Raw genomic sequence first — 24,451 nt, 5'->3', positions numbered from 1 at the left:
AGCCGCCCGAACATAGAGTATGGTTATAGGCTACGGGGTGTTGGTGTTGAGAATACCCGACACCCATTCCCTCAAGGGAAAGAGAAAGATCGTGAAATCCGTGGTGGGGCGCATGCGAAGCAACTTCAACGCTTCGGTGGCCGAAACCGGGGATAATGATATGCACCAAAGGGCGGAAATAGGCTTCGCCCTGGTCGGCAACGACCAAAGACTGTTGAACTCAAAGATGGACCGGATCATCAACCTTGTTGAATCCATGGGCGTCTGTGAGATCATAGATTCGGAAATGGAGATAATGCATCTGTGAAATCCATAGGACGCCAGGACAGAGTGGCGGGACGCATCCAACAGGAATTGTCCGCCCTCATTCAAAAACGCATTAACGACCCGCGCCTGGAATGGGCAACCATCACAGGGGTCAAAATGACCAAGGATTTGAAGATCGCCCGGGTCTATTATTGCGTGTTCGGCGAGGAAGAAAAGAAAATCAAAGTCGGCGAGGCCTTTCAGCAGGCCCACGGCTTTATTAAGCGGGAACTGGCCAAAAAACTGGGGCTCAGGTATATGCCGGAGTTGGAGTTTTTCTTTGACGAGTCCTTTGATTACGGCCGGAAGATTGAAAGTATCCTAAGGGAAATCGGTCCCCTGGACAGCCCGGAGGAACCGGAGGAATGACAGGCATGCAGCTTGAAAAAGGGGCGGTAAATCACGGAATCATCGTGGTGGACAAGCCGTCCGGAATCACCTCCGCAAAGGCTCTGGACAAGGTCAAAAAGACCTTGGGCGTCAAAAAGGCGGGGCATACCGGCACCTTGGACCCGTTCGCCACGGGCGTGCTTGTATGCTGCCTGGGCGCAGCCACCCGGCTGGCCAGGTTTTTTCTTCATGGCGATAAAACCTATGAAGCGGTTATGCACTTGGGCATCGAGACCGACACCCAGGATTTGACCGGCGAAGTCGCCTCCCGCATGGAGGCTGAGGCCGCCCAGGTTACGCCCCAGCAGATCCGGGAAGCCGCGGCCAGGTTCCAGGGGGAAATCGATCAGTTTCCGCCGGTGTATTCCGCGCTTAAGCATCAGGGAGTTCCTTTGTACAAGTTGGCGAGAAAAGGAACCCCCGTGCAAAAGGACGCGCGGCGCATCACCATTTACTCGTTGGATGTGACTGACATAAACCCGCCCATGGCGGGATTCACCGCCCGCTGTTCGGGCGGAGCATATATCAGAACCCTTTGTGCGGACATAGGGCGCGAACTGGGCTGCGGAGCCCATCTGCACGCCTTGCGCCGTACGGAAAACAGCGGCTTTTCCATCGAGGAGGCCGTGACTCTCGACCAGTTGGAAGACCTTGTCCAATCGGGAAAAATCAATGAGCATGTCGCGCCCATGGCCCATGCATTACGTCAAATGCCCGAATATACAGCGTCCTCGCAAACGGCCAAGAAAATCACCCACGGGGCGGCCCTCACATGGCTGGACCTTGGAGAAAAAACAGGCAGGCAAGACCTGCAGGATAATCCCAAGCATATCAAGGTGGCTTCCCAGGAGGGAGACCTGCTTGCCGTGCTTACGCCTAAAACGGATGGCATAGGCTTCACCTATGAATGCGTCTTTCCCCCAACCCGTCCTGTGGGAAGAATGCATTCAAAGGGCGCGCCCATGCTCCCCAACGCAAGAAACAGTTTTAACAGTTAACCTACACAGGAGGCTTGAGAAACGTGGCCTTAACAGCGAAAACCAAACAAGAGCTTATCGAAGAATTCAAGACCCATGACTCTGACACCGGTTCCCCGGAAGTGCAAGTGGCCTTGTTAACAAATCGGATCACTTACCTGACCGAGCATTTTAAAACCCACAAAAAGGATCACCATTCCAGGCGTGGGCTGCTTAAACTGGTCGGCCAGCGTAGAAGGCTCTTAAACTATTTGAAAAATAAGGATGTGCAGCGATACCGCACATTAATTGAGGCGTTGGGACTACGCAAGTAATCATTGTAGAGGTCAACATGCTTGCGACGAGGCTTTTCGCCGCGCCGCGGGCTGACATAAGCACTGGTTTGCGCACGACCACCGTCGGGAGATGCTAATGGAAGTAACACTAGAAAGGAATTTGGGGGACAAGCCCCTGCGTATTCAAACAGGCAAGCTGGCCAAACAGGCTAGCGGGTCGGTTGTGGTTTCGTATGGCGAAACTATCACGTTAGTAACCGTGGTGGGTTCTCAGGAACTCCGCCCAGGCATTGATTTTGTTCCGCTATCAGTTGAGTACCAGGAGAAGGTGTATGCCGCCGGAAGAATTCCCGGAAACTATTTTCGCCGGGAAATCGGGCGGCCCTCAGAAAAAGAAACCCTAACAGCAAGACTTATAGACAGGCCCATCCGGCCCTTGTTTCCCAAGACCTGGCGTTATGAAACCCAGGTGATAGCCACCGTGCTGTCCATGGATCAGGAAAACGACCCGGATATGTTGTCTATGGTAGGGGCTTCCGCCGCACTTTGCATTTCCGACCTGCCCTTTTTCACGCCTATCGCCTGCGTCAGGGTAGGCAGAATCGACGGCGAACTGGTGGCAAACCCCACTATCAGCCAGCAGGAAAATTGCGACCTCAACATCATCGTGGCAGGCTCCCGGGACGGGGTTGTCATGGTGGAAGGCGGAGGCCAATTTATTTCTGAAGAAGAAATGCTGGACGCCATTTATTTTGGCCAGGAATCCCTGGAGCCCCTCCTTGAGATGCAGGAAGAACTCATGGAGAAGGCGGGCGTCCCCAAAAGATCGGCCGATCCTGTAGAAAAGGACGAAGACCTGGCCGCCAAAGTGGCTGAGCTGGCTGATCCCGAGATCAAAAAGGCTCTTGAAATCAACGATAAGCTGGAGCGTCAGGACGCCATTCGCGACGTCAAGAAAACCGTCATGGAAGGCCTGGGCGAGGAATACGAAGACCGGGGCAAGGAAGTTTCGGAATTCATCCATGACCGCACCCGCGTGATTATGCGCGCCATGGTGTTGGACGAAGGCCGCCGCATCGGCGGACGGCGCTTTGACGAAGTCCGGCCCATTACGTGCGAAGTGGGCATTCTGCCCCGGACTCATGGCTCCGCCCTGTTCACCCGCGGAGAAACCCAGTCCCTGGGCATCCTCACTTTAGGGTCCTCCGGCGATGAACAGCGTGTGGAAACCCTGTACGGCGACGAAACCCGTCCCTTCATGCTCCACTATAACTTTCCTCCTTACTCCGTGCGCGAGGTCAAAAGAATCAGCGGCCCCAGCCGGAGGGATATCGGCCACGGCGGCTTGTCCACCCGCGCCATCAAGGAAGTGCTTCCTTCCAAGGAGGATTTTGACTACACAATCCGGATCGTTTCCGAAATCCTGGAATCCAACGGCTCTTCCTCCATGGCCACGGTTTGCTCCGCAAGCCTGGCGCTCATGGACGGCGGCGTGCCCATTACCAATCCCGTCTCCGGCATCGCCATGGGGCTGATGGCCGAAGGCGACAAGATTGTGGTTCTCTCCGATATTCTGGGGGATGAGGACCACATGGGCGACATGGACTTCAAGGTGGCCGGAACCAAGGACGGCATCACCTCCGTGCAGATGGACATCAAGATTTCCAGCCTCACCCGGGAAATCATGGAAAAAGCCCTGGCCCAGGCCAGAGTGGGACGTTTGCACATCCTGGAAAAAATGCTGACCACCATCAGCGAATCCCGGGAGGAAATGTCTCCTTACGCGCCCAAGGTGTTCACCATCCAGATCCATCCTGACAAAATCCGGGACATCATCGGCCCAGGCGGCAAGGTGATCCGGGCTATCCAGGCGGAAACCGGAACCCGCGTCGACGTGGACGACAGCGGCCTGGTCAAGGTCTCTGCGGTGAACCTGGAAGAAGGCGAAGCAGCCCTTCAGATGATCAAGGACATTACGGCCGTTCCCGAAGTGGGCGCCGTCTACGAAGGAACCGTCGTGAAGATCATGGACTTCGGCGCCTTTGTGGCTATCCTCCCCGGCACGGAAGGCCTGTGCCATATTTCCCAACTGGATACCAAGCACGTCAAAAAGGTGTCCGACGTGGTTAAGGAAGGGGAAAAGATCAAGGTCAAGGTGCTGGAATTAACCAAGGATGGAAAGATCCGTCTGAGCCGCAAGGCGCTCCTGGAAGAAGAGAATGGAAAATCCGGTCCGGAAAACGGAGCTCCACAACGGGATAAGAATCGTCACTAATTCCATGCCGCATGTGCGGTCTGTGTCCATGGGCGTCTGGGTTAACGTAGGCGCCCGGGACGAACCTCTTGAAAACAACGGCATGTGCCACTTTATCGAGCACATGGTTTTCAAGGGCACGGAAAAGCGGGACGCTTTTCAGATAGCGGCCGAAATGGACGCCATCGGAGGAAACGCCAACGCGTTCACCGGCATGGAGGATACCTGTTACCATGGCAAGGTTCTGGATACGCACTTGCCGCAGCTGACGGATATTCTATCGGATATTTTTCTTAATTCCGTCTTTCAACCGGAAGAATTTGTTCGGGAACGAGCTGTCATCCTGCAGGAAATCGGCATGCAGGATGACAGCCCTGACGACCGAGTCCATCTTATGACCAGCGAGGCGCTTTTCGGAGAGCATCCCCTGGGGCGTTCCGTCCTGGGTTCTCCGGATAACCTGCTTTCCTTTGAAGCCCACTCTCTGCTGGATTATCTCAAGGAATGGTATCAGCCCAGCCGCATTGTCATCACCGCGGCCGGGCATCTGGACCATGACGATTTTGTATCCCTCACCGGGCCGGCTTTCGAGCAAGTGAGCCCGGGGCCTGAACTGCCTCAACGCGTTCCGCCGAAAAACAATCCCGAACTGCGGGTGGAGCATCGGGACCTGGAGCAGGTGCATTTGTGCCTGGCCGCTTCGGGCCTCGGCGCCGTAGACCCCAGGCGCTACGCTTATTCCCTGATGAACATTATTCTGGGCGGAAACATGAGCTCCCGGCTTTTCCAGGAAGTGCGCGAAAAGCGCGGCCTGGCTTATTCCGTGTATTCCTTCGCCCCGTCTTTTTCCGACACCGGCGCCATCGGCGTCTACGCGGGCGTGGATCCCTCCAACCTGGACCTTACCCTGGACCTCATTTACAAGGAATTGAGCCGCTTGAAAGGGGACAAGGTGAGCGAACAGGAGCTAAGGGGCGCCAAAGAGTATGTGCTTGGCAGCTTGATTATGTCCGCGGAGAGTACGGACAACCAGATGTTGAGGGCGGCGCAGAACGAAATCAATTTTGGGCGCCACAAACCCATTTCCGAGTCCGCAAAAAATATTGAAGCCGTCACCAGGGAAGAAATTCTGGAGCTTGCCAACGAATTGTTGGAAGCGCCCATGGCCCTGGCCGTCCTTGGCCCGGTCCAGGACCCTGACAGCCTTAGAAGATTCGTATAGGATTATTCATGCTATCCCAAGAACAGCCGGAAATCAGGATCAAACGATTAAATCCCGGAAAGGACGGAGACCTGCCCTTGCCCAGGTACATGACCCCCGGATCTGCAGGCATGGATATTTGCGCGGCCCTGGACGAAGATCTCGCCATGGCGCCCGGAGACATCGCCCTGGTTCCCACCGGCCTGGCCATGGCCATTCCCCAAGGCTTCGAAGTGCAGGTGCGCCCCCGTAGCGGCCTGGCCATCAAGCAGGGGGTCAGCCTGGTTAACACGCCCGGCACCATTGACTCGGATTACCGGGGAGAAGTAAAGATCGGACTCATCAATCTTTCCCGCGAAACGCGCACCATCTCACGGGGCGACCGTATCGCTCAGCTTATTGTGGGGCGGGTGTTCCAGGCCAGGCTGGTGGAGACGGATTCCCTGGACGAAACCGAACGCAACAGCGGCGGCTTCGGGCATACCGGCGTATAAGTTCTTTTTTCGGATACGGATTGGATGACAAACTCTCCTTCAGAAAACCCGTTCAAAATCTGCGTGCTGGCCTCGGGCAGCAAAGGCAACTCCATTTATGTCACCGATGGAACAACCTCCATCCTGGTGGATGCGGGCCTTTCCGGCGTGCAATTGGAGCGGCGCATGGCCGAACGGGACATTGATCCCAAAAGCATCAGCGCCATACTGGTTTCCCATGAGCATACGGATCACGTGAGCGGGGTGGGCGTGCTTTGCAGACGGTACGGGTATACGGCGTATTTTACGCGGGAGACGTACAAGGCCTCCATCAAAGGCCTGGGCAAGATGGAAAAATGCAAGGGCTTTGTCCCGGGACAGGAGTTCACCATAGGCGGCATGACGATTCATCCTTTTTCCACCAGCCACGACGCCGTCAATCCCGCCGGGTTCACCATTCAGGCCCATGGCGCCAAAGCGGGAATCGCCACGGACCTGGGAATCGCCACGGCCATGGTGAAAAATCACCTCCAGGACTGCAATGTCCTGCTTATGGAAGCCAACCACGACGTGCAAATGCTTTTGGACGGCCCGTATCCCTGGCACTTGAAGCAGCGGATCAAAGGCCGGTCCGGACATCTTTCCAACGACGCATCCCGGGAATTGCTGGAGGAAATCCTTCATGACGGCCTGTCGCACGTCATCCTGGGGCATTTATCCGAGACCAACAACCTGCCGGAAATCGCCTTGGATACAGTGGCTCCGGTTCTGGACGGACACAAGGCCAAGCTCTGCGCCGCTCATCAGTCCGTGTGCGGCGACCTCATCGACATCTGCTGCAAAAAAGAATAATTTCCGATCAGTTCAACCCCTGCTCCTGCATCAAGGCTTTTTTGCCGTCGCGGATGGCTTTGCGGCGAAAATAAGCCGGAGCGTCCTCCCCCAGCATTTCGTCGGCCGCCTGCTCTATGGCCGCGTCCTTTTGCTCCTGGGTCAGGTCGGGATTGCTTTCAATTTCCTGCTCTTTGGCCTGAAGTTGGTTTTCGATGGTCTGCTTTTCAGCCAGCATGACGTCCACTTCATCCAACGCCGCCACCTGCTCCGGGGTGAAGAACTCCTCCCGGAATTCCCGGGTGAGGGCTTCCTTGTCTTCTGTGGAGGTCATTTCGGAAAAATCCTTTTGGTACATGCGCAGCTTTTCCTGATACCGATTGTAAGGCAGTCCGTAGGCCTCCACATCCGAGGTCTGGTCTCCCCACATGTCTTCGTTCAACTGCGCCAACAGGGCTTCCTTTTCCTCGCCGTAAAGCTCCTTGTCCGCCACAATGGCGCCGCGGCGCACCCGGTATTCCTTGGTTTTTATTTCGGCTCCGTACAAGGCGTCGGCAGTTTCTTTGCCCAAATAATCCCGCCGATACGCCTGAATGCGGGCCAGAAGCGCGACCACCTCCTCCACCGTAGTGGGCTGCCCCCAGGATTCCTGGGCGTAGGCCAGGTCCATTTCGCAATTCAGGTAATCCGTATACAAGGCGAAAAGCTCCATGGCTTCGTCCTCAGGCAATTGGGAAAGCAGAAAGGCCTTCACCTCCGCCAGGTGGCTTTCCAGGTCTTTGCTGTGCTTGAATTTTTTTTCCAGATACTTGAAATACTTGCGGGTGAACACGGTTACGCCCATGCCCTCGTCGAAATACTGGCTGACATTGACCTGGGAATATCGGCCGGGCTCGGCCGAAGCCCTGGCCTGATTGACGGAATCTTCGGGGGAGGCGACGCCGTGGGATTTGACAATGTCCTTAAGCGGGACGTCGTAGGTTTTGTCAAAGATGTATCCGTCCGGGGCGGCCTCGGGCAGGACGGCCCGCCGGGAATCTCCGCCTGACAGAAACACATACCCCAGAACTATTATAAATAGTGCGGCGCCGCACAATAAACTGATTTTTTTCCACTTGCTTAAGCCGGACATTGATTGTTCCCCCCGATTGCACTGCAAAGGCCGTAATGAATTGAGACTTGGAAGATGTGAGGTCAAAGACGGACGTAAATGTAGCAAAAACGCTTCTTTCCTGCAACCGGTGAATGGACTTGCAGGCACTCTCCTGGGTCTTGACTTCACCCGGATTTCAACCTATTATTTTAAAAGTCTTTCTGAATAGGAGGTTATCCATGAACATTTACCTGACCACCCAAATTCTAAAAGAAAATGACGTTTTCATCGCCTACGCTCCTGAGCTTGACATTTCAAGCTGCGGACGGAATCCGGATGAGGCTGCTAAAAATCTAAGAGAGGCTGTTGAGCTTTTTATTGAGACTGCCATGGAGCAAGGGACCCTCCAAGACATTTTGGAGGAGTGCGGGTTTTCCGAAACCGGCTCCTATTGGAAAGGACCGGAGATTATTTCAAGCGAAAGCCTCCAACTATCCATGCCGGCTTAGCGCCATGCCCAGAATTACTCCCCTCCACTATACCATTCTAATAAAAATTTTCGAGGCTGAAGGCTTTGTTTTTGCCAGGCGGAAGGGAGACCATTTCTCTTACGTCAAGGAAGGAATTCTTCGGCCGGTGGTGATTCCAACTTGGCCGGAAGTTCCTGTTTTCATCATCAAGAATAATCTCCGAACAGCAAACATTTCCCGGGAACGTTTTTTTGAGCTTTTAGAGCAGGTTTAAGTCCTTGCCTGACGCTTTATTATCATGATCCAGTTTCAATCGCTGAACTTAAAAAGGGAGCCCGGTCTGACTGGACTCCCTTTGTATTTCAAGGCCTGTTTACTCTTTGAAGTTTGGGAATCAGTATCCCCTGTCTTTCAGGTCGCTCACGATGTCCACGAAGAAGTCAGGAGCGTCAAAGCCGGGAGTGATGCCGAAAAGCTGACCCACGATGTTCAGGTGATCCACGCCCAGGCTCCACCATGCGCCGTCTTCCACGCCGCGGAACTTGCCCCATTTGGCGCTTTCCACGCCGACCAGCCCGTCATTGGCGCCTTCGTAGCCCAGCATGATCAGCCAGGTGGGAGTCAGGACCACGCTGTTGCAGCCCACTTTGGCTTTGGCGGCCCAGCTTTGGTAGTATACGCCGCTCAGGTTCGGGGTGTTGGGATTGAACACGTCGGACATGTAGTCGGTCACCAGGTCGTAGCCGTTTTCCAGGCTCTGGGGATTGTCATCGCCGAAGATGAAGGCGTAGACAAAATCCAGGACGTCGCCGCCCACGTTCAGCAATCCGGAGGGAAGGCCGTTCATGATCAGGTCGGCGATGCTGCTGCCCCTGTGGGGGCCTGCAATGCTGGTGTGGCTTTTGACGTAGCGGCCCAGGCTCAGGTTGGACATGGCGTACCGGGTGTATATGGTTCCGTGGGAGTGGCCGATGATGTTGATCTTGGAGGCGCCGGACACAGCCATGATTTGAAAAGCCTGACGCTGAAAGTCGGCAGCCTTGTTTTCCGTGGCGTCCATGCCGTTGACCGACGTGATGTACACTTCCGCGCCCTCGTCTTCCAGCGCTTCTTCAATGCCCCACCAATAATCCATGATCCCCAGGATCTCGGCCGATGCGCCCATGCCATGGGCCAGAACCACCGGGTATTTGGTGTCGCAAATGTCTTTGCTTCCGCCGGCGAGCGCCAGTCCGGGAATCAGCAAAAGAGCGGCCAGCGCCAGAATTAATGCTTGCTTCTTCATCATCGTTCTCCCCCTGAGAAGTTTTGGTGTGGTGAGATAAAACTAAAAAAGCCGGGTTGCCCTTGATGCGCAACCCGGCTGTCTTTTATGATCAAGACCCGTGGCTTTCCGTCCCGGCCTCGCGACCGGTTTGGCAAAACAATTTGTTGGTTTGGAATTCGCCCGGGTGAAGTGTAGGCTTTGAAGGTCGTACTTTCTCACCCGCGTTGAACGGAATCTAACTTAAAACTTCTACGCCTGTCAAGAAAAAAATTCTACACATGGGTAAGAACGCTGTTGTAAATATCAGTCGCCATTGGACTCAAATCCACCATGGGACTAATCTGTTATTTTGGTCTCTTAATCCAAGCGATCAGCCAAAAACCGTCCGCCCCGGATCAACAGGGACCGCCCCAGGCCGGAGCGTCCGGCCAGGCCCTGAAGCACGTGGACCCTGCTGTTGTAAATTTCCAGGGCCGCATCCACGCCATGGGCCCGGGCCCGTTCCACGGTTTCCCGGGCGTCGCAGCGGAGAAGTTCTCCTTTTGCCGCCTGGACCAAAATGGGCGGCAGGCCGGCGTAATCTCCGTAGGCCGGGCTGATCAGGGGATTTTTTTTGTCAGATCCGGCGGCGTACAAGTCCGAGGCGTAGCGCACATACCGGTCCTGGCGATGCTTGACCCCAGTCCTGTGAAAGTGGCCTGACTTGTTGCATTCGTACAGGTTGGTCCAGGGGGACATGCAGTAGGCTCCGGCCGGCAAGGGGAGACCTTTTTGCTTGAGCGCCAGGAGCAGGGCCAGGGTCAGGCCTCCGCCCGCGGAATCTCCGGCGATCACGATTTTTTCCGGCTTGACCCCGGAGGCCAGAATCGCGCCGTAAGCCAAAAGGGCGTCTTCCAGGGCGGCGGGAAACGGATGCTCCGGCGCCAGGCGGTAATCTATGATCACGCCCCGGGCCGAAGTTATGCGGCACAGGGCCGAGGCCAGGGGCCTGTGGGTGCTGATGGAGCCCATGAGATACGCCCCGCCGTGGAGGTACAACAGGGTCCTGCCGTCCGGTTGCGCCCAGCCGGTTATGATTTCAGCAGGTATGCCCTCAATGCGGGTTTTGATGATCTTGGCTTTTTTGGGCGTGCTGCCCAGGGTCTTAACGATTCCGTCCAGCATAAACCGCTGAAACCAAAGGGATTGGGGGCTGTTATTGAACATGGATCTTAACAGAATATTAGGTTTTTTTCCACCGGTGGATCTCGCTGCCATCGCCCCTCCCTGATTTTGTTGGTTGGATAAAGAAACTGACATGTCAGTCCTGTCGGCAGGATAAATTTGAACGGTCGGATTGTCAAGGAGATATAAGTTGGAAAGAGGCGATAAGGGCCCTGTCGGATTTTAAAATGTCCCTGGCGCCTCCTTTGTCATTAGGGGGAAGGGGGTTGCCCCGCCCGAAGCAGGGGCTGGGTCTCCCAGCCCAAAAAGCGCGGGGACCGCGTTATCTCGTTACATTAACCTTTGCGGATGGATATTCACCTTATCCGTCGCGGTTGACAATTCTCCCCCCCCCTCCTGATATCAAAATAAAAAAACCGGGACTGACGGCCATTGCCAACCGTCAATCCCGGTTTTGTACTCTATCAAAGCCCGCCTCAAAAAGGAGCCTGTTAATCGATCTTGTTCACGGCGTCCCGGGCGGCTTCCTGGGCCTGGGCGCGTTTTTCCATGTCCTTGGTCATTTCCTCCAACTGGGCCATGTTGGATTTGGCGGACTCCAGCATCTGGCCTTCGATCTTGGAGGCCTCCTCCATGCGGGAGGTGAGGATATTGTAGGACTTGACCAGATCCTGAAAGCGCACCAAAGGCTCGTTGGTGACCTTGGCCACCTCGGCCGCGTTGTCCATGGAGTCCTCGGCGATGGACACCATGAGCCCGCCCAGGTATTGCTGGGATTCGGCCAGGGCCTGGGCGATTTGCTTTTCGTCCTGTTGGGCGATCTTGAGGGCCAGGCCGTTTTCCAGGACAGGGCGGGTGAGGTTGACCATGCTCTTGATGGAGTCCCGCAGGTTGTCGTGGTTGTCCATGGTGATGTTCATGGTCACGAAAAACTGGGAGAACGCGTTTTCGGTCACCTTGATGTTTTGGAGCCTTCTCACCACCCGGACAATGGCTTTTTGCAGGGCCTGCTTTTCGCCCTCGTCAGTCATTTCGGGCTGGAGCTTTTCCATCTCCTGCAAAAGCACCTGAAGTTTGTAGCCCCTCAGCTTCAATTCGTTTTGAAGCTGCTTGAGATTATTGTACCGTTCCTCGATTTCCAGGGTGTTTTCCAACAGCTTGTCGCTGCCCGCCATCAGGGACTGGATAATGGCGTCCACCTGGGTCTGGACCGACTCATAACGCATGGCAATGTCGGCCAGGACCTTCCCTACGCCGGGCACGCCCCGGAACATGCGGGATAAAAAGCCCGCGGTCTGGGATTTTTTCAACTGCTCAATGGCCGGATACGGGTTGATTTGATCCATGACCTCGCGCAATTTCACCAGGTCCTGGGGAATGCCGTTTTTCTCGCCGTTGCTCATCCGGTCCATGACCTTGCCCAAAGAGGTGCGCATAAGCCCGAACTCCCCGTTGGCCTTGGTCTGGACGTCGTCGCCCACGGAGGCGGCCTCCCGAAGCGCAGTCCTGTCCGTGGGGTCGGTCTTGATTCTTTCCAGCAGGACCAGGGCGGCTTCCTTGGCGGCGTCGGCCTCGGGCGCGGGGACGTTCTTGGGCGGCTCCAGGACGGCGGGAACCAGTTCCTTTAAAGCCTGCTCCGGGCTTTGCTCCACGATTTCAGCGTCGATGACGGGAGATTGTCCGTTTTCTGTCATAACCGTATTCCTCCTGGGAATCCTGGGTGTTTGATTTTTTCATATCCGACGGGCAAAATGAACGCGCCGAAGCATACATGCTGAAAAGCTGACTAATACTAGAGGGCTGGAAGGGTTGTCAATGCCGTCCGCCCCGTCTTTCCATAATTTATCAGGGTTTGGTTTTTGTTAAAAGGCGAATCTATAGAAAAGGGGCGGCTTGGAAAGCAACCGCCTCCAAACCGCCCCTTGTGGATAATCCGAAATGTTTGACTTACCGCAGGCCCGCCACTTTTTGGAGCACAAAGAGGCTTTCGGCCTGATCCACCTTGCCGTCGCCGGTCACGTCCGTGGGCGCGGACTGCACTCCCGTAGTTTTGCCTGACAAGGCGCCCATGGAAAGCACGGCGTCCGCCAGATCAATGCGTCCGTCCCGGGACACGTCGCCCTTTACCGGGCTACAGACAACAATGCCCTTGTTGACGGATTGAAGCCAGAACATGCCGCCGGCAAAGTACACGTTGCCTGCAGTATCCACGGTCATGCGATCCTGGGCCGTACCGGACAATTCTTCGGGAGCCCCAGCCAGATCCACATTTGCGGGAATATCGCCGTTCAAAAAGCGCAAAGGACGAGTTTCAAGAGGCGTGAGGTCGGTCTGAGTGGTCCACGTGTTGGCTGCGCTGTCGTAAGTTTGGTTCACCGAGTTCCAGATTACGCCGTCTCCGTCCAGGAAAACCCGATCCGTGTATCCTCCTTCGTACCCGGTGCCGTCGCCTGATTCAAACTGAATCCAGACGGTGCCGCTGATGGGATCGTTTTTGGCGACGCACAGCCCGTAAAAGGTGGAGAACCACATGTTCTCCTCTGCGTCCATGAGGGCGTTCGTTACGTTTTCATATGAAAACTTGGTTGAGTCCGTCGTATCGTATGTGGTCCAGTCCGCATTGTCTGCATCCAGATAATAAACCCGTTCCGAGCCAAGGAACCACTTGCCGTCTTTCGGGTCAACATACACATTATAAAAATAGGTGTCCGCGGCCGGTCCCGCCGGGAGATCCAGCCATTGCTCCGTGTTGATGTCGTAGGCAATGGGCGCGCGGCGATTGGGAGCCATGTATATGATGTTATTGGAATCCACGCCGATTCCAGGGATGCTGCCGCTCCCTCGGGACCAGAGAAGATCCATGGCGTCTGTCGCATACTGAACCCAGGTTCCATCGGCTTTCAATCGGGCCACGCTGGGGGCGTCATAGGCGGCGAACCACACGCCGCCGCTCAGATCGGCCGCGATGCTGTTAATGCGGTTGCTGGTAAGCGAGGTGCTGTCCAGACGGTAGGTGTAGGAAATTACCGAGGAGTCCGCGGTGGTAAGGGCGTACACGCCTGCGTTGTCTCTGGGTTCTGCCGAATCTTTATAGGTGGTGAACCACAACGTTCCGTCGTGATAGGACATGTCTAGGACGATTTCGGTCAGAATGCCAAGGCTGGCCAGGGTGGTGCGCGACCATGCTCCGCTGGCGTAAGTTACTATGCCGCTGCTTTGATTGAAGCCGAACCACATGGTTCCGTTGTCGCCTGCGGCCATGCAGGTAACCTGGTTGGACGAGCCCGTTTCAGTCTGGAGGTTGTACTTGGCCCAGTCGTTCGTGCCGTCAGGATTGGTAAGGCAATAAACTCCGGAAGAGCCGTAGTTACCATTGGCGAACCACATGTTGCCAAGAGAGTCTTCTGTGATGCGGGTTATGGCTTCGATGGTGGACGTGATGACAAGTGGATTGTACGGAGGCGCATCCGGATCGTTTTTGTAGGCTTCGGAGTAAGCCGGAAACTCAGTATTCAAAAGAGTTGTCCCAAACTGCACCCCGTAGTCATCGCAAACCCAGTATCTGCCGTGGCTGTCATAGTAGGCGTCCCGGATCAAGTAGTTATTATAGTTTTCATAAACCCTCCGGGTTTCCGTCACGTTAAAGTTCGAATCAACTCTTATGACGCTCCGGTAGGCAATGAGCAACGCGTCCTGAGATCCGTCCTGGTTGTCTATCAGGCGGATGGTATGGGCGCTGTCCACGTTTGTAGTATCGGATCCGTAGGAAATGTCCGAGGTGTCCACCATGTTGATTGTCAGCCACGAATCATCCGCCTTTTGGACCAACACGGAGCGGTTGTTCAAGGCGTACCACACATTGCCGTCGTCATCCTGAACGGCGTAGTTGATTTCTTCATTCAGATTGGGCTTTTCCACCACGTTATTAAAAACCCCGGTGAGCCAGTTATTGGCCCGAGAGTCCGTCAAGTACTGAAACCGGGTTTCGCCGGAAGGCAGGTTCCAGACTCCGGGTTCGTCCTCCGATCCGTTGGAGGCAGTCACCCACACGCCGCCCGTGGAATCCACGGTGATGTCTTCCGGATAATAGGGCACGCTATTGGTTCGGATTCGCCGCCAGTCCGGCGGGGTTTCTTCCTGGGCCAGGGCCGTTTGAAAACCTGCGCACAGGAAAACCAGCATGAGGCAGAGATGCATCCTTACCAAGAGGCTATTTGGGAGTAGAGAGGTTGCATTGATTTTATGAGTATTTCTCACCATGGTCATGCCCTTTCAAAAAAATCATAACAAAAACAGGGTGCTATGAACTTCCAGCAAAGACTTTACATGAAGGCGAACACATTCATGCGCTCGGTTCCGCAAAATGGATGAACCCATTCGTTCTCATATGCCGAGATTTTTTAAACTCCCAGTCTTTTCAAGTTCAGGTATGAACTTTCAGGAAAAATGATCCCAAAACTTCACCTCAAACCAAACTTCCGGAGGACCCGAAAGGTCTTTCTCCACACAATATTTATTACTATTTTCAAAAGTAAAACACAAGCAAATTGTACGAATCCCCTCCTTCGATTTTGAAGAAAATAGGCTTGTTGTGCGGCTTAAAGCGGACTTTGCATTCTAAATGCCCTCTTATAGCTTGTACTGCCGCCAGCCTGTGACGGGTATTGAAAATACACCCGTTTCCACCGGTAAAAATGAGGATGAAAAAATTATGTTAAGTTTTTGGGGGCATGTGACGAAGATCACTTTATACAGCTCTGCTGCACAAAAAAAACTCTGAGCGGATTGGAGAGTCGCATGAACCTGCACGAATCATTTGACAACAAAACCATCGAATACGGAAGCGATCTGGCGTGGTCCAAAGCCCGGCCCGTCATGGCGGAGCAGGCCTCTTTGGTTTTCGACAAGCAAAAGTTTTTCGCCCAGGTTTTGGGGGACATGAACCTGGCCAAAAAAGTCTTGAAGATATTCATGGATGAGGCGCCTGTGCTTATGAGGGGGCTGGAGAAAGCCGTGAACAATGGCGCCCTTGAATCCTGCCAGGCGATCGCGCACAAGATCGCCGGCACGGCAGGCAGCATCAGCGCCTTGTCCTTGTGGAGCGCGGCCAAGCAGATGGAAAAGGCTGTTTTGGAAGAAGAAAACGTCAACCTGCGTCTGATGAAAGACGAAGTGCTGATGCAATTCGACTTGTTCAAACGGGTTATCGGATGGTGGGGCATTTTGGAAGAATAGCCCTTAATCCCTATTAACTGTCTTGTCACGCCTCGGCGCGTCTTCCTTGGGTAACACGCGGAAAATGCACAGCCGGGGCGTTTCCATTTCCAACTCAAGAAAGGGCATGGTTTTTAATCTCTCCTCCATGCCCTTGTCCTTTTTCAAAACAAGATCCTTGTGAAAGACCACGTGGCTTAGTTTGTAGGGCCTGAATTTATCGAACGCCTCCAGGTTCCCCTCGTAAAACACCTTGTCCGTCAGCCCTTCAAAATACACCCGGAAGGAAGGCGCATATCCGTTGATGCCGTTTAGAATGTGCCTCCTGTGATCCAACTGCCAGTGCATGTAGATGAACTCCCGGTTAAACCCGAACAGATAATCGTCTTCAAAGGGAACCACGGCGATGTCCGTGGATGGCAGATCCAGGATCACGGCGTCATCCATGCCCTGGAAATACTCCTTGTATTCCACGGGCGGATCGCCCATGGGCCCCATGGGATAGGCGGCCAGGGGAAAGGGCGTGTTCTCCAGGCAATGGAAGATCAAAAATGCAGCCAGCACGGCGCGCTTCATCCAAGGCGACGCAAACCATTGCCGGACGACGCTCAGGCCCATTCCGCCCAATATGGACAACGCCATGGACGTCAGGATGAAAAACCGGCTGGGAACCCGGAAGAAGTTCAGCAAGGAGTCGTCGCCCGTGTAATAAAAGGGCAGGCGGTACACGTCGCCCAGGACGTTCAGGTCTTTGACGGCGAATGAGAATGCCAAGCCAAACAGGGCCAGCAGGACCAGTTCGATTTTTCGGCCTTTGGCTTTTATGAGCCCGAGCAACGCCAATAGCCACAGCCCGAAGCCCACAAAGGCCATGATCCGTACATGGCTCCACACAACATAATCGGAGGTCGTCGCCGGATAAAGCAGGTTGCCGGGCAGGACGCCGAACAAACTCCAGGGCCGCAGGCTGGTCCCGTCCATCACCAAGTGGACGGGCCAGGGAAAATACACGTTTCCATAGGCTTTTGCGTACAGATAAAAAGCGATCAAAGGCAGGGGGACGAGCCCGTACAATAAAACCCTCGGGGCGATTATTTTTACCTTACCCCAGGAGGCCCAGCTTCTGACGTACACCAGGGCGAACAGGACCAGGGCGGCGCTTTGCAGCACAAAGGCGTAAACCGATACATAAGCCTCAAGCCCTCCTATGACGGCCATCCAGACCAGATGCTTCGGTTGATTTTCATGGATGTACTTCAGGAAAAAATGCAGGGCCAGGCCCGTGGTCAGGGCGCAGTAAATGGGCGCGTCGTCTATGCCTCCGAATAGGAAGTTGGAGCACGCATAGGCGAATCCGGCGAAAAAAGCGCCGCCCGCATCTTTCGTGTAATTTCCGGCCAGGATGTACACTCCCCAGGCCGCCCCGGTAAATACCAGCACGATAATCCAGTAGCAGCACCACAGGTCGCTGGCGCCCAAAATTTTGCACGCCCCGAAAATCACGGTGGTGATGAGGGAGGTCTCGCCGTAATAAAAAACGTTTTCCGCAGGATAAAAAAAGGTTCCTAAAAATTCCCCGGAAAAAAGGCTTTGCAGCTTGGTCAGGAGCGTTTTCCACATGACTATCTGCATCCAGGCGTCGTAATTGCCCGGCAGGCAGTTTTTTAAAGGATATTGCAAAAACAGAAGGGAAAAAAAGGCCAGGTAGATGAGCAAAACAAGGATGTGTCGTCGATTCCTGGTCATGAAATTCCGCCTGGTTATTTTCTGAACACCGCCAGATAACTCAGTGATGGGGACGGGATAAACCGGTCAACGCGCCGGAACAGGGGAGTCAGAAGGTCCATCATATAGACCTGGAAGCCTCCGAAGCTCCTTTTTTTCAATACCTGCCCGTTAAGCACCCAAAACACCGTGCTTACCCGGTTATACGGAATGATGCGCTCCACGGTCAGGCCCGTCTTCCTTGCCAGGCCCACAAGCATGTCCTTGGAATACCGCCTTTTGTGCCCCACCAGTTCGTCTAGAGTCCCGAAAAAAGCCTGCCCCCGGGGAACCAGGATCACCGCCCGGCCGCCCGGCTCCAGCAGGCTGGAAATATTTTTCACGGCGCCCAGGTCGTCCTCCAGATGCTCTATGACGTTGATGCAGACCACGGTGTCGAAAGAACGGCGGGCTTTGGTGAATTCGGAAATGTCGTTCAAATCCAGATACGAAACCTCCAGATAAGGCCGGCTTTCCGTGAGCCTGCGCGTGATTTCCAAATGGAACGGGTTGATGTCCGTGCAGGTGTAGCTTCGCCGGGGCAGGAGCTTTTTCGTCAGGCTGCCGATTCCCGAGCCGATCTCCAGCACCTTTTCCCCCACAAAGGGGCGAATGGCGTCGGCCATCCACGTGTTGAACCGGTCCGCCTTGGCCAGGCGCATCAATACCCGGGTTCCGTCGTCCAGGGGCTGCGCAAGTCCTTGGGCGCTTGGATTGTTCGCAAATGTTTTTTTCAAGGCCTTGTCCATGGAAGGTGAATCCGCCGTGGGGAGCGGAGCAGGGTTTGGCCCTTATGCCGCATGTTTAAGACCCCGGACCTTTATCCCCTCCGCAGTTCCCAAATTAAGATGCTGAATTTTTGCACAACGCGCCGGTTCTTGCAAGCACAAGTCTTTTCGTCCAAGACCGCAGCATGGAGTTTGACAGGCCTCGCCCCCTATTGTATTTGAACGCTGAGGGTGAAAATAAGCAGCTTCTGCGAGCATAAAACCGAATATGACGAAAATTCTTCTGATCAAACCCACGTCGGGCAACGCGGCCCATATCCAGGCGTCTCCGCCCCTGGGGCTTATGTACCTGGCTTCGGCCCTGAAGGCGTATGGGGACCATGACGTCCGGATTCTGGACATGCGTTTGCACGCCGAACCCATGAGTTTCGCCCTGAAGACAGCCCGCGGCATGGCGCCCGGCATTGCGGGGATTTCCGCGTTCTCCCTGGAGTCGTCCACAGTCCACGAACTGGCCGCCGGCCTCAAGGCCCTGCCTAAGCCGCCGATGGTGATTGCGGGCGGCCCTTATCCCACCTCCGGGCCTGACGACGTTTTGTCCGACCCCAACATTGACCTGGCGGTCTTGGGGGAGGGGGAGGAAAACTTTCCCGCAGTGGTCCGTTTTTTAGAAACAAGCCAGGGCCGGTTGGAGGACATCCCCGGACTGGCGTTCCGGCGGGATGGAAAGATCGTTAAAACGCCGCCCGCCCAGGAAATCCAAAACATGGACGCCCTGGCTTTTCCGGCCTGGGACTTGATCGACATAAGCGCCTACGCCAAAGCCGAACGCTTCGCCAATGTGCGGAAAAATCGGTACATGCCGGTTTTCACCTCACGCTCCTGCCCGTATCAATGCATTTACTGCCACCGAATTTTCGGCAAAGGCTTTCGGCCCAGAAGCCCGGAAAATGTGGCGGACGAAATTGAAGCCCTGGTGCGCCGGCACGGAGTACGGGAAATTGAAATCGTGGACGACATCTTCAACCTAAACGCCGAACGCGCCGAAGCTATTTGCGATCTCATCATCAGCCGGGGCCTTAAAATAAAAATTTCGTTTCCCAACGCCATGCGGGCCGACTTGTTGAATTTTCGTCTACTGAAAAAACTGAAAAAGGCGGGGGTGCATTTTTCCGGCATTGCCGTGGAAACCGGGTCTCCCAGGCTCCAAAAGCTCATCAAAAAAAATCTGGACCTTACAAAGGTCAATGAAGCCATCAACATGGCCTTTGATTTGGGCATAACCACCGTGGGCTTTTTTATGCTGGGATTCCCCACCGAAACCCGGGATGAGCTTATGGCCACCGTGGATTTCGCCTGCCGCTCCCGCTTGAATTTCGCCACTTTTTTTGTGGTGACGCCCTTTGAAGGAACCCCGCTTTACGACCTGTGCCTGCCCAAGCTGAACAAAATGGGCGCTCCTGAGGACATGGACTACCACCGCAACGCCTGTAATTTTTCGGAAGTCCCGGACCAGGAGTTTTTCCGCATCCGGCATCAGGCCTATCGCCGGTTCTACTCCAAGGCATTTTCCCGCATCATCCTGTCCGGCGCCTATCAAGACGTCAGCCTGTTTCAGATCCTCCGGCTCAGCGCCCTCAGGGTCTTGTAGTCAGATTGAATTAAAGAATGCCTTCCGGCGGAGGGCCGGGGGCGTCCAGAATATCCCGTAATACGGAAAGCCCCTTGGAGAGGGCTTCCAGAGACTCCGGCCCGGTCAGGGATATGCGGGCGGCGGCAGGGGCGGGAGTTCCTCCCACGGCGAATTTTTCCGCCCCAAACACTCGTACGCCGGCGTTTCGGGCTGCATCTTCATAAGTCCGACCGGTCCACGGTCTGGGCAGGTTGAGCCAAAGAAAAAATCCGGTGTCGTAGCCTGTGTAGGAAAAACCTTTCAAAATGTCGCGCGCCCGAATGTTCCGGCGGGCCGCTTCCTCTCTTTTTGCTGCCAGCACTTTATCCGCTTTTCCGCTGAGAATCATTTCCGCCGCCAGGGCGACGTTTAAAGGAGGCGTCATCCAGACCGTGTTCAGGACCGCCTCTGCCAGGATGCGCTGGATTCGGGCCGGAACCACGCAAAAGCACACCCGCAGGCCCGGCCAGAAGGCCTTGGATATTCCGGCGAAAAAAATGGCGTTGTTGGGGATGAAAGAAGACACCGGCGGCGTCTTTTCCTCCCGCGTCATGGCATAGGCGTCGTCTTCCAAAAGCGTCAAACCGCGCTTTTCAATCACTTGGGCGATGGCCTGCCTGCGCTCCATGCTCATAAAGGCGGCCGTAGGGTTTTGCACGCCGGGCATTAAATACACCCCTTGGATTTCGTCCCGGCGGCAGGCCGTGTCCAGGGCTTCGGGGATCATGCCCTGTTCGTCCATTTCCACGGGCGCAAGCTGCACTCCCGCCATGGAGGAAAGGGACTTGATTCCCGGATAGGTCAACTGCTCCACGGCGATGTGCTCCCCCGGCCGGAACAAGGACAGCATGCAACAGGTCAGGCCGTGCTGCACCCCGGAAAAAACCACCACCCGGTCCTGCGGCGCAGGCATTTCGTGCTTCCCGGCCCAGACCGCCCCCGCCTCCTTGTGCTCGGGCAGGCCGCCGGGCGTGCTGTATCTTAAGTAACCGGAAAGGTCCCTGTTTTTAGCCAGACGCTCCATGCTTTCACGTACGTCCGGGTCCAGCCCGTACAAAGGCGTGACCAGCCCCAACTCCAGCAAGTTCGGCCCGTGCATCGACTCCGTGGAAACCAGCGCCCTGTCTGCGCCCGCGTCCGCGGCAATAAAGGTGCCTCGCCCCACGGTCCCGCAAATCAAGCCCTGGTGCATGGCCTCCTTATATCCCCGGGTGACCGTGCTCACGTTTACTCCTAATGCGTCGGCGAGATCCCGGTGGGTGGGCAGCTTGTCGCCGGGGCGCAGAAATCCGGCGCGCACGTCGTCCGCAATGGCCCGGGCAAGGGCCGCGTAGCGGGGCAGATCGGGGTCGAGCGTATTTGGCGTCCAATTTGTCATGCATACAATATTATAATTGACTGCATTCAATGTCAAGCCTATGCTGAATATAACTCCAAGGGTTGATGCAAGATCTTTTGGACGAAAGCAATTCATAAACAAATAGTTATGATATAATAACGCCTCTGTAATTGAGGAGCAAAAAGGCGCACACAAGGAGCCTTATTATGGAAAATAAGTCACACAATACGCAGGATGTGCGGGCCGCTATGGCAGATATGATGGCGTCTAAAGAAGTCTTTCGGCAGGCGGTCTCTTATTCTTTTGAGTACATGGACGGCGTTTCCGACCGTCCCGTGTTCCCTGAACAAAAGGCCCTGGACGGCCTGGCGGCCTTTGACGAGCCTCTGCCCGAAACGCCCGGGGACCCGAAGCAGATCCTCTCGCTCCTTCACGAAAAAGGATCCCCCGCAACGACGGCTCAGACAGGCGGGCGTTATTTTGGATTTGTAATCGGAGGGACGATTCCCGCGGCCTTGGCGGCCAGATGGCTGTCTGACGTGTGGGATCAGAATGCGGTGCTGCATGTAGCCTCTCCCATTACGGCCAAGCTGGAAGAGGTGTGCGAAGGGTGGCTGGTGGATCTCCTGGGGCTTCCACAGGGAACGGCGTCCGGGTTTGTAACCGGAACCTCGGTGGCGACTTTTTGCGGCCTGGCCGCCGGGCGAAACGCCTTGCTGGAGGGGGCTGGATGGGACGCCGCGACAAAGGGATTGTTCGGCGCGCCGCCTCTCCGTGTGATTATGGGCGAGGAAGCCCATGCCACGGTGTTCAAAGCCCTGTCCCTGCTGGGTTTGGGATCGGAAAACGTGGAAAAGGTTCCGGTGGACGGTCAGGGCCGCATGGACCCCGCCCGGATGCCGGAACTGGACGAACGCTGCCTGTTGATTTTGCAGGCCGGCAACGTCAATTCCGGCGCCTTCGACTCCTTTGCCGAAATTTGCCCCAAAGCCAGAGAGGCGGGCGCCTGGATTCATATAGACGGCGCCTTTGGCTTGTGGGCCGCAGGCTCGAAACGGTTTCAAAACTTGACCCAGGGCGTGGATTTGGCCGACTCCTGGTCTCTGGACGCCCATAAAACCCTGAACATACCGTATGATTGCGGCATTGTGTTGTGCCGCCGCAGGGAGGCCCTGGCCGCGGCCATGCAGGCGTCCGGCTCTTACATCATATACGGTGAGGAGCGGGACAACATGCTTTACACCCCGGACATGTCGCGCAGAGGCCGGGGTCCTGAATTATGGGCGGCCCTGAAGTTCCTGGGCAAAGAAGGGGTAGGGCAATTGGTGGACGGCTTGTGCGACAACGCCGCTCTTTTGGCGGAAATGCTGCGGGAGCGCGGTTTTCGTATATTAAACGACGTGGCCTTCAACCAGGTATTGGCCGCTTGCGAAACCGACGAGCTGACTCAAAAGACCTTGGCGGCCGTCCAGGCCTCGGGCGAATGCTGGTGCGGCGGCGCGGTCTGGAAAGAAACCCAGGCCATCCGGGTGAGCGTTTGCTCCTGGGTCACCACCCGGGACGATCTGGAAAGAACGGCGAATGCTTTTTTTCAAGCACTAAATAATGCTAAAATGGCAACCAAAACAAACGCGAAAAGGACCCTCTTGAAAACGATTTCGACCAAGATGAATTAATGAACCCCTACGGGGGAACATGCTTGGAGGCCCCTATTCTGGGGACAAACCAAGGCAACTCGCCATGCCGGTGGCATACTACTCAGTTGAGTAATGAAATTGCAGATCAAAAGCAAATTTTGAATACATCTCGGAGTTTAAATCTAATGTATCGTCAAACCCATCATATGATTCATCAAAATAGATACTATTTGTATTCTTTTCAAGAACTATGTTACAAAATAATTCTTGGAGCCTATAGTCTAAAAACTTTTTAATCGTTGAAACCGTCATTATCGGGTTTTGCTTCGTTCGAATACTAAAGACATTTTGTTCAAAGTCATATCTTATCTTTTTTATATCTAAATATTTTCGAAGTATTGAATGGATTATCTCTTGATTTTTATCATTTTCATGTATTTGAAAATGAAAGTGCTTAGGGTCTCCAATTTGCGCCAAATTGCCTGGCACAAAGTGATCTTCTGATTTAAGCATAAAACTTTTAAATAGATACTCCTCTCGAAATTTTGCCATAACGAATTTTTTATATTTAGGAATTATACAAATGTCGATACAGTTCTTTTCAACATCGATGTTTAACACATGAGTGGGTATAGATCTTCCGAACCAAATTATCATTACAGTACTCATCCAATGAATATTCTGAATATCTTGTTCTGGAACCTCAATCTGTAGCATCATTCCCATTTCAATATTGCAGTTGCTGTCAATTAAGCAAGTAGTCTTATTAGTTTCAAAATCAGGATACCTTCGTCCCTTATGTCGAACGTTTGAAAATTTAATAAATGCTACATCTCCCTTTTTTACACTATCTAAAGATTGATCATTTTTTAACACTTGGTCGATCTGTACCTTTGCCATGACACTTAGAGCTGAATTTATGTCTATGGGAGCCATAAGTACAGACTCACGACATGCCACATTTCCACTAAATATTTTTGAGCGGTAGAAATTCCCCTTACCGGGGATATAGTGTGATTTATCCACTAATCCAAAAAATGGTTCATAAAGATTATTTTCAGCAATATGTGTTTCTTTTTTGAATACTATGTCTAATAGGGAACCATCACAGTTTTTTGAGTTTTTGTATATTACATTATAGTCACTTAGCAAACTCTCTTCCATCGCATTATGAATCGCTATTGGGATAATCTCAATTGTTTTATCTTGCAATATTTTTTTTAAAATATCACATGCCTTCTCGTATAATTTTCTATCGTAGCAAATTTTATCCATCTTGGAGACAACAACAAAAAGACGATGGTAAGCGTTCAGGGGGCTAAAAAAAGTCCTACTTAGGAATTATTCCTACTAGACGTCCTCTGTGTTATGTGCTAGGGTTGTTTCATGAAACCCA

General features: G+C 54.2%; 22 protein-coding genes and 1 riboswitch. Of the genes, 13 read left to right on the top strand and 9 right to left on the bottom strand.

All coding sequences use genetic code 11. The features are described 5' to 3' along the window. Nucleotides 1-19: 19 nt before the first annotated feature. The 8 genes from G491_RS0122580 to G491_RS0122545 all read left to right on the top strand — a co-directional run bounded on the left by G491_RS0122580 (nt 20) and on the right by G491_RS0122545 (nt 6,728). Entirely contained in the window at nt 20-307 is a 288-nt protein-coding gene (locus tag G491_RS0122580) for a DUF503 domain-containing protein (protein ID WP_015949456.1), read from the top strand. Beyond that, nucleotides 304-675, top strand: a complete 372-nt coding sequence (gene rbfA / locus G491_RS0122575) for a 30S ribosome-binding factor RbfA (protein WP_015949457.1) — start codon at nt 304-306, stop codon at nt 673-675. The genes G491_RS0122580 and rbfA overlap by 4 nt, the downstream gene beginning before the upstream one ends. Before the next feature lie 5 nt (nt 676-680). Further along, nucleotides 681-1,694, top strand: coding sequence for a tRNA pseudouridine(55) synthase TruB (gene truB, locus G491_RS32065; protein ID WP_169829502.1), 1,014 nt, complete (start codon nt 681-683; stop codon nt 1,692-1,694). Nucleotides 1,695-1,717: 23 nt separating this feature from the next. After that, a complete protein-coding gene (gene rpsO, locus G491_RS0122565) occupies nt 1,718-1,987 on the top strand; it encodes a 30S ribosomal protein S15 (protein ID WP_015949459.1) in 270 nt (89 codons plus the stop codon). 97 nt (nt 1,988-2,084) lie between these two features. Beyond that, complete coding sequence (gene pnp / locus G491_RS0122560) at nt 2,085-4,223, top strand: polyribonucleotide nucleotidyltransferase (protein WP_028316163.1); 2,139 nt, start codon at nt 2,085-2,087, stop codon at nt 4,221-4,223. Further along, nucleotides 4,168-5,424, top strand: a complete 1,257-nt coding sequence (locus G491_RS0122555; protein ID WP_028316162.1) for a M16 family metallopeptidase — start codon at nt 4,168-4,170, stop codon at nt 5,422-5,424. Before pnp ends, G491_RS0122555 begins: the two co-directional genes overlap by 56 nt. An 8-nt stretch (nt 5,425-5,432) precedes the next feature. Next, complete coding sequence (gene dut / locus G491_RS0122550; RefSeq protein WP_035219879.1) at nt 5,433-5,897, top strand: dUTP diphosphatase; 465 nt, start codon at nt 5,433-5,435, stop codon at nt 5,895-5,897. Nucleotides 5,898-5,921: 24 nt separating this feature from the next. After that, complete coding sequence (locus G491_RS0122545; protein ID WP_028316160.1) at nt 5,922-6,728, top strand: MBL fold metallo-hydrolase; 807 nt, start codon at nt 5,922-5,924, stop codon at nt 6,726-6,728. Between the two features lie 7 nt (nt 6,729-6,735). Here the strand turns inward: G491_RS0122545 and G491_RS0122540 are convergent, their stop codons facing one another. Beyond that, nucleotides 6,736-7,839 (bottom strand): lipase secretion chaperone, encoded by a 1,104-nt coding sequence (locus tag G491_RS0122540; protein ID WP_028316159.1) that lies wholly within the window; start codon nt 7,837-7,839, stop codon nt 6,736-6,738. A gap of 200 nt (nt 7,840-8,039) precedes the next feature. Between G491_RS0122540 and G491_RS0122535 the strand changes: the two genes are divergently transcribed. After that, nucleotides 8,040-8,309 (top strand): type II toxin-antitoxin system HicB family antitoxin, encoded by a 270-nt coding sequence (locus tag G491_RS0122535; RefSeq protein WP_028316158.1) that lies wholly within the window; start codon nt 8,040-8,042, stop codon nt 8,307-8,309. A gap of 4 nt (nt 8,310-8,313) precedes the next feature. After that, a complete protein-coding gene (locus G491_RS36770) occupies nt 8,314-8,544 on the top strand; it encodes a type II toxin-antitoxin system HicA family toxin (protein ID WP_028316157.1) in 231 nt (76 codons plus the stop codon). Nucleotides 8,545-8,664: 120 nt separating this feature from the next. Here G491_RS36770 and G491_RS0122525 read toward each other — a convergent pair whose 3' ends face one another. From G491_RS0122525 to G491_RS0122510, 4 genes are all read right to left on the bottom strand, one after another. Beyond that, nucleotides 8,665-9,558, bottom strand: a complete 894-nt coding sequence (locus G491_RS0122525) for an esterase/lipase family protein (RefSeq protein WP_248635479.1) — start codon at nt 9,556-9,558, stop codon at nt 8,665-8,667. A 62-nt stretch (nt 9,559-9,620) separates the two neighbouring features. Continuing rightward, nucleotides 9,621-9,700, bottom strand: a riboswitch (cyclic di-GMP riboswitch). Nucleotides 9,701-9,894: 194 nt separating this feature from the next. Continuing rightward, nucleotides 9,895-10,794, bottom strand: a complete 900-nt coding sequence (locus tag G491_RS32060) for an alpha/beta hydrolase (protein WP_169829501.1) — start codon at nt 10,792-10,794, stop codon at nt 9,895-9,897. A 398-nt stretch (nt 10,795-11,192) separates the two neighbouring features. Next, nucleotides 11,193-12,395 carry a toxic anion resistance protein gene (locus G491_RS0122515; RefSeq protein ID WP_028316155.1) on the bottom strand — a complete coding sequence of 401 codons (1,203 nt, stop codon included), beginning with the start codon at nt 12,393-12,395 and terminating at the stop codon, nt 11,193-11,195. 253 nt (nt 12,396-12,648) lie between these two features. Beyond that, complete coding sequence (locus G491_RS0122510; protein ID WP_028316154.1) at nt 12,649-14,883, bottom strand: dockerin type I domain-containing protein; 2,235 nt, start codon at nt 14,881-14,883, stop codon at nt 12,649-12,651. Nucleotides 14,884-15,498: 615 nt separating this feature from the next. Between G491_RS0122510 and G491_RS0122505 the strand changes: the two genes are divergently transcribed. Next, complete coding sequence (locus tag G491_RS0122505) at nt 15,499-15,936, top strand: Hpt domain-containing protein (protein ID WP_015949470.1); 438 nt, start codon at nt 15,499-15,501, stop codon at nt 15,934-15,936. A 3-nt stretch (nt 15,937-15,939) separates the two neighbouring features. Here the strand turns inward: G491_RS0122505 and G491_RS0122500 are convergent, their stop codons facing one another. After that, entirely contained in the window at nt 15,940-17,661 is a 1,722-nt protein-coding gene (locus G491_RS0122500) for a hypothetical protein (protein WP_028316153.1), read from the bottom strand. Between the two features lie 14 nt (nt 17,662-17,675). Then, nucleotides 17,676-18,416: a class I SAM-dependent methyltransferase gene (locus tag G491_RS32055; protein ID WP_169829500.1), complete on the bottom strand. Its 741-nt coding sequence runs from the start codon at nt 18,414-18,416 to the stop codon at nt 17,676-17,678. Between the two features lie 259 nt (nt 18,417-18,675). Here G491_RS32055 and G491_RS0122490 point away from each other — a divergent pair, with 259 nt between their 5' ends. Next, nucleotides 18,676-20,058 (top strand): B12-binding domain-containing radical SAM protein, encoded by a 1,383-nt coding sequence (locus G491_RS0122490; RefSeq protein ID WP_028316152.1) that lies wholly within the window; start codon nt 18,676-18,678, stop codon nt 20,056-20,058. A 10-nt stretch (nt 20,059-20,068) separates the two neighbouring features. Here G491_RS0122490 and G491_RS0122485 read toward each other — a convergent pair whose 3' ends face one another. Beyond that, a complete protein-coding gene (locus G491_RS0122485) occupies nt 20,069-21,457 on the bottom strand; it encodes an aminotransferase-like domain-containing protein (protein ID WP_035219875.1) in 1,389 nt (462 codons plus the stop codon). 167 nt (nt 21,458-21,624) lie between these two features. Here G491_RS0122485 and G491_RS32050 point away from each other — a divergent pair, with 167 nt between their 5' ends. Next, on the top strand, nt 21,625-23,094 hold the full coding sequence (locus G491_RS32050; protein WP_084511645.1) for a pyridoxal phosphate-dependent decarboxylase family protein: 1,470 nt from the start codon (nt 21,625-21,627) through the stop codon (nt 23,092-23,094). 78 nt (nt 23,095-23,172) lie between these two features. Here G491_RS32050 and G491_RS0122475 read toward each other — a convergent pair whose 3' ends face one another. Then, nucleotides 23,173-24,330 carry a hypothetical protein gene (locus tag G491_RS0122475; RefSeq protein ID WP_028316150.1) on the bottom strand — a complete coding sequence of 386 codons (1,158 nt, stop codon included), beginning with the start codon at nt 24,328-24,330 and terminating at the stop codon, nt 23,173-23,175. Nucleotides 24,331-24,451 lie beyond the last annotated feature (121 nt).

Source organism: Desulfatibacillum aliphaticivorans DSM 15576, assembly GCF_000429905.1.
Classification (GTDB): Bacteria; Desulfobacterota; Desulfobacteria; order Desulfobacterales; family Desulfatibacillaceae; genus Desulfatibacillum; species Desulfatibacillum aliphaticivorans.
This window is presented reverse-complemented; position numbering and strand designations above follow the sequence as displayed.

Coding starts and splice junctions, on each gene's coding strand:
- G491_RS0122580 (WP_015949456.1), top strand. CDS start 20: ATGGTTATAGGCTACGGGGTGTTGGTGTTGAGAATACCCGACACCCAT.
- truB (WP_169829502.1), top strand. CDS start 681: ATGCAGCTTGAAAAAGGGGCGGTAAATCACGGAATCATCGTGGTGGAC.
- pnp (WP_028316163.1), top strand. CDS start 2,085: ATGGAAGTAACACTAGAAAGGAATTTGGGGGACAAGCCCCTGCGTATT.
- G491_RS0122555 (WP_028316162.1), top strand. CDS start 4,168: ATGGAAAATCCGGTCCGGAAAACGGAGCTCCACAACGGGATAAGAATC.
- dut (WP_035219879.1), top strand. CDS start 5,433: ATGCTATCCCAAGAACAGCCGGAAATCAGGATCAAACGATTAAATCCC.
- G491_RS0122545 (WP_028316160.1), top strand. CDS start 5,922: ATGACAAACTCTCCTTCAGAAAACCCGTTCAAAATCTGCGTGCTGGCC.
- G491_RS0122540 (WP_028316159.1), bottom strand. CDS start 7,839: ATGTCCGGCTTAAGCAAGTGGAAAAAAATCAGTTTATTGTGCGGCGCC.
- G491_RS0122535 (WP_028316158.1), top strand. CDS start 8,040: ATGAACATTTACCTGACCACCCAAATTCTAAAAGAAAATGACGTTTTC.
- G491_RS36770 (WP_028316157.1), top strand. CDS start 8,314: ATGCCCAGAATTACTCCCCTCCACTATACCATTCTAATAAAAATTTTC.
- G491_RS0122525 (WP_248635479.1), bottom strand. CDS start 9,558: ATGATGAAGAAGCAAGCATTAATTCTGGCGCTGGCCGCTCTTTTGCTG.
- G491_RS32060 (WP_169829501.1), bottom strand. CDS start 10,794: ATGGCAGCGAGATCCACCGGTGGAAAAAAACCTAATATTCTGTTAAGA.
- G491_RS0122515 (WP_028316155.1), bottom strand. CDS start 12,395: ATGACAGAAAACGGACAATCTCCCGTCATCGACGCTGAAATCGTGGAG.
- G491_RS0122510 (WP_028316154.1), bottom strand. CDS start 14,883: ATGCTGGTTTTCCTGTGCGCAGGTTTTCAAACGGCCCTGGCCCAGGAA.
- G491_RS0122505 (WP_015949470.1), top strand. CDS start 15,499: ATGAACCTGCACGAATCATTTGACAACAAAACCATCGAATACGGAAGC.
- G491_RS0122500 (WP_028316153.1), bottom strand. CDS start 17,661: ATGACCAGGAATCGACGACACATCCTTGTTTTGCTCATCTACCTGGCC.
- G491_RS0122490 (WP_028316152.1), top strand. CDS start 18,676: ATGACGAAAATTCTTCTGATCAAACCCACGTCGGGCAACGCGGCCCAT.
- G491_RS0122485 (WP_035219875.1), bottom strand. CDS start 21,457: ATGACAAATTGGACGCCAAATACGCTCGACCCCGATCTGCCCCGCTAC.
- G491_RS32050 (WP_084511645.1), top strand. CDS start 21,625: ATGGAAAATAAGTCACACAATACGCAGGATGTGCGGGCCGCTATGGCA.
- G491_RS0122475 (WP_028316150.1), bottom strand. CDS start 24,330: ATGGATAAAATTTGCTACGATAGAAAATTATACGAGAAGGCATGTGAT.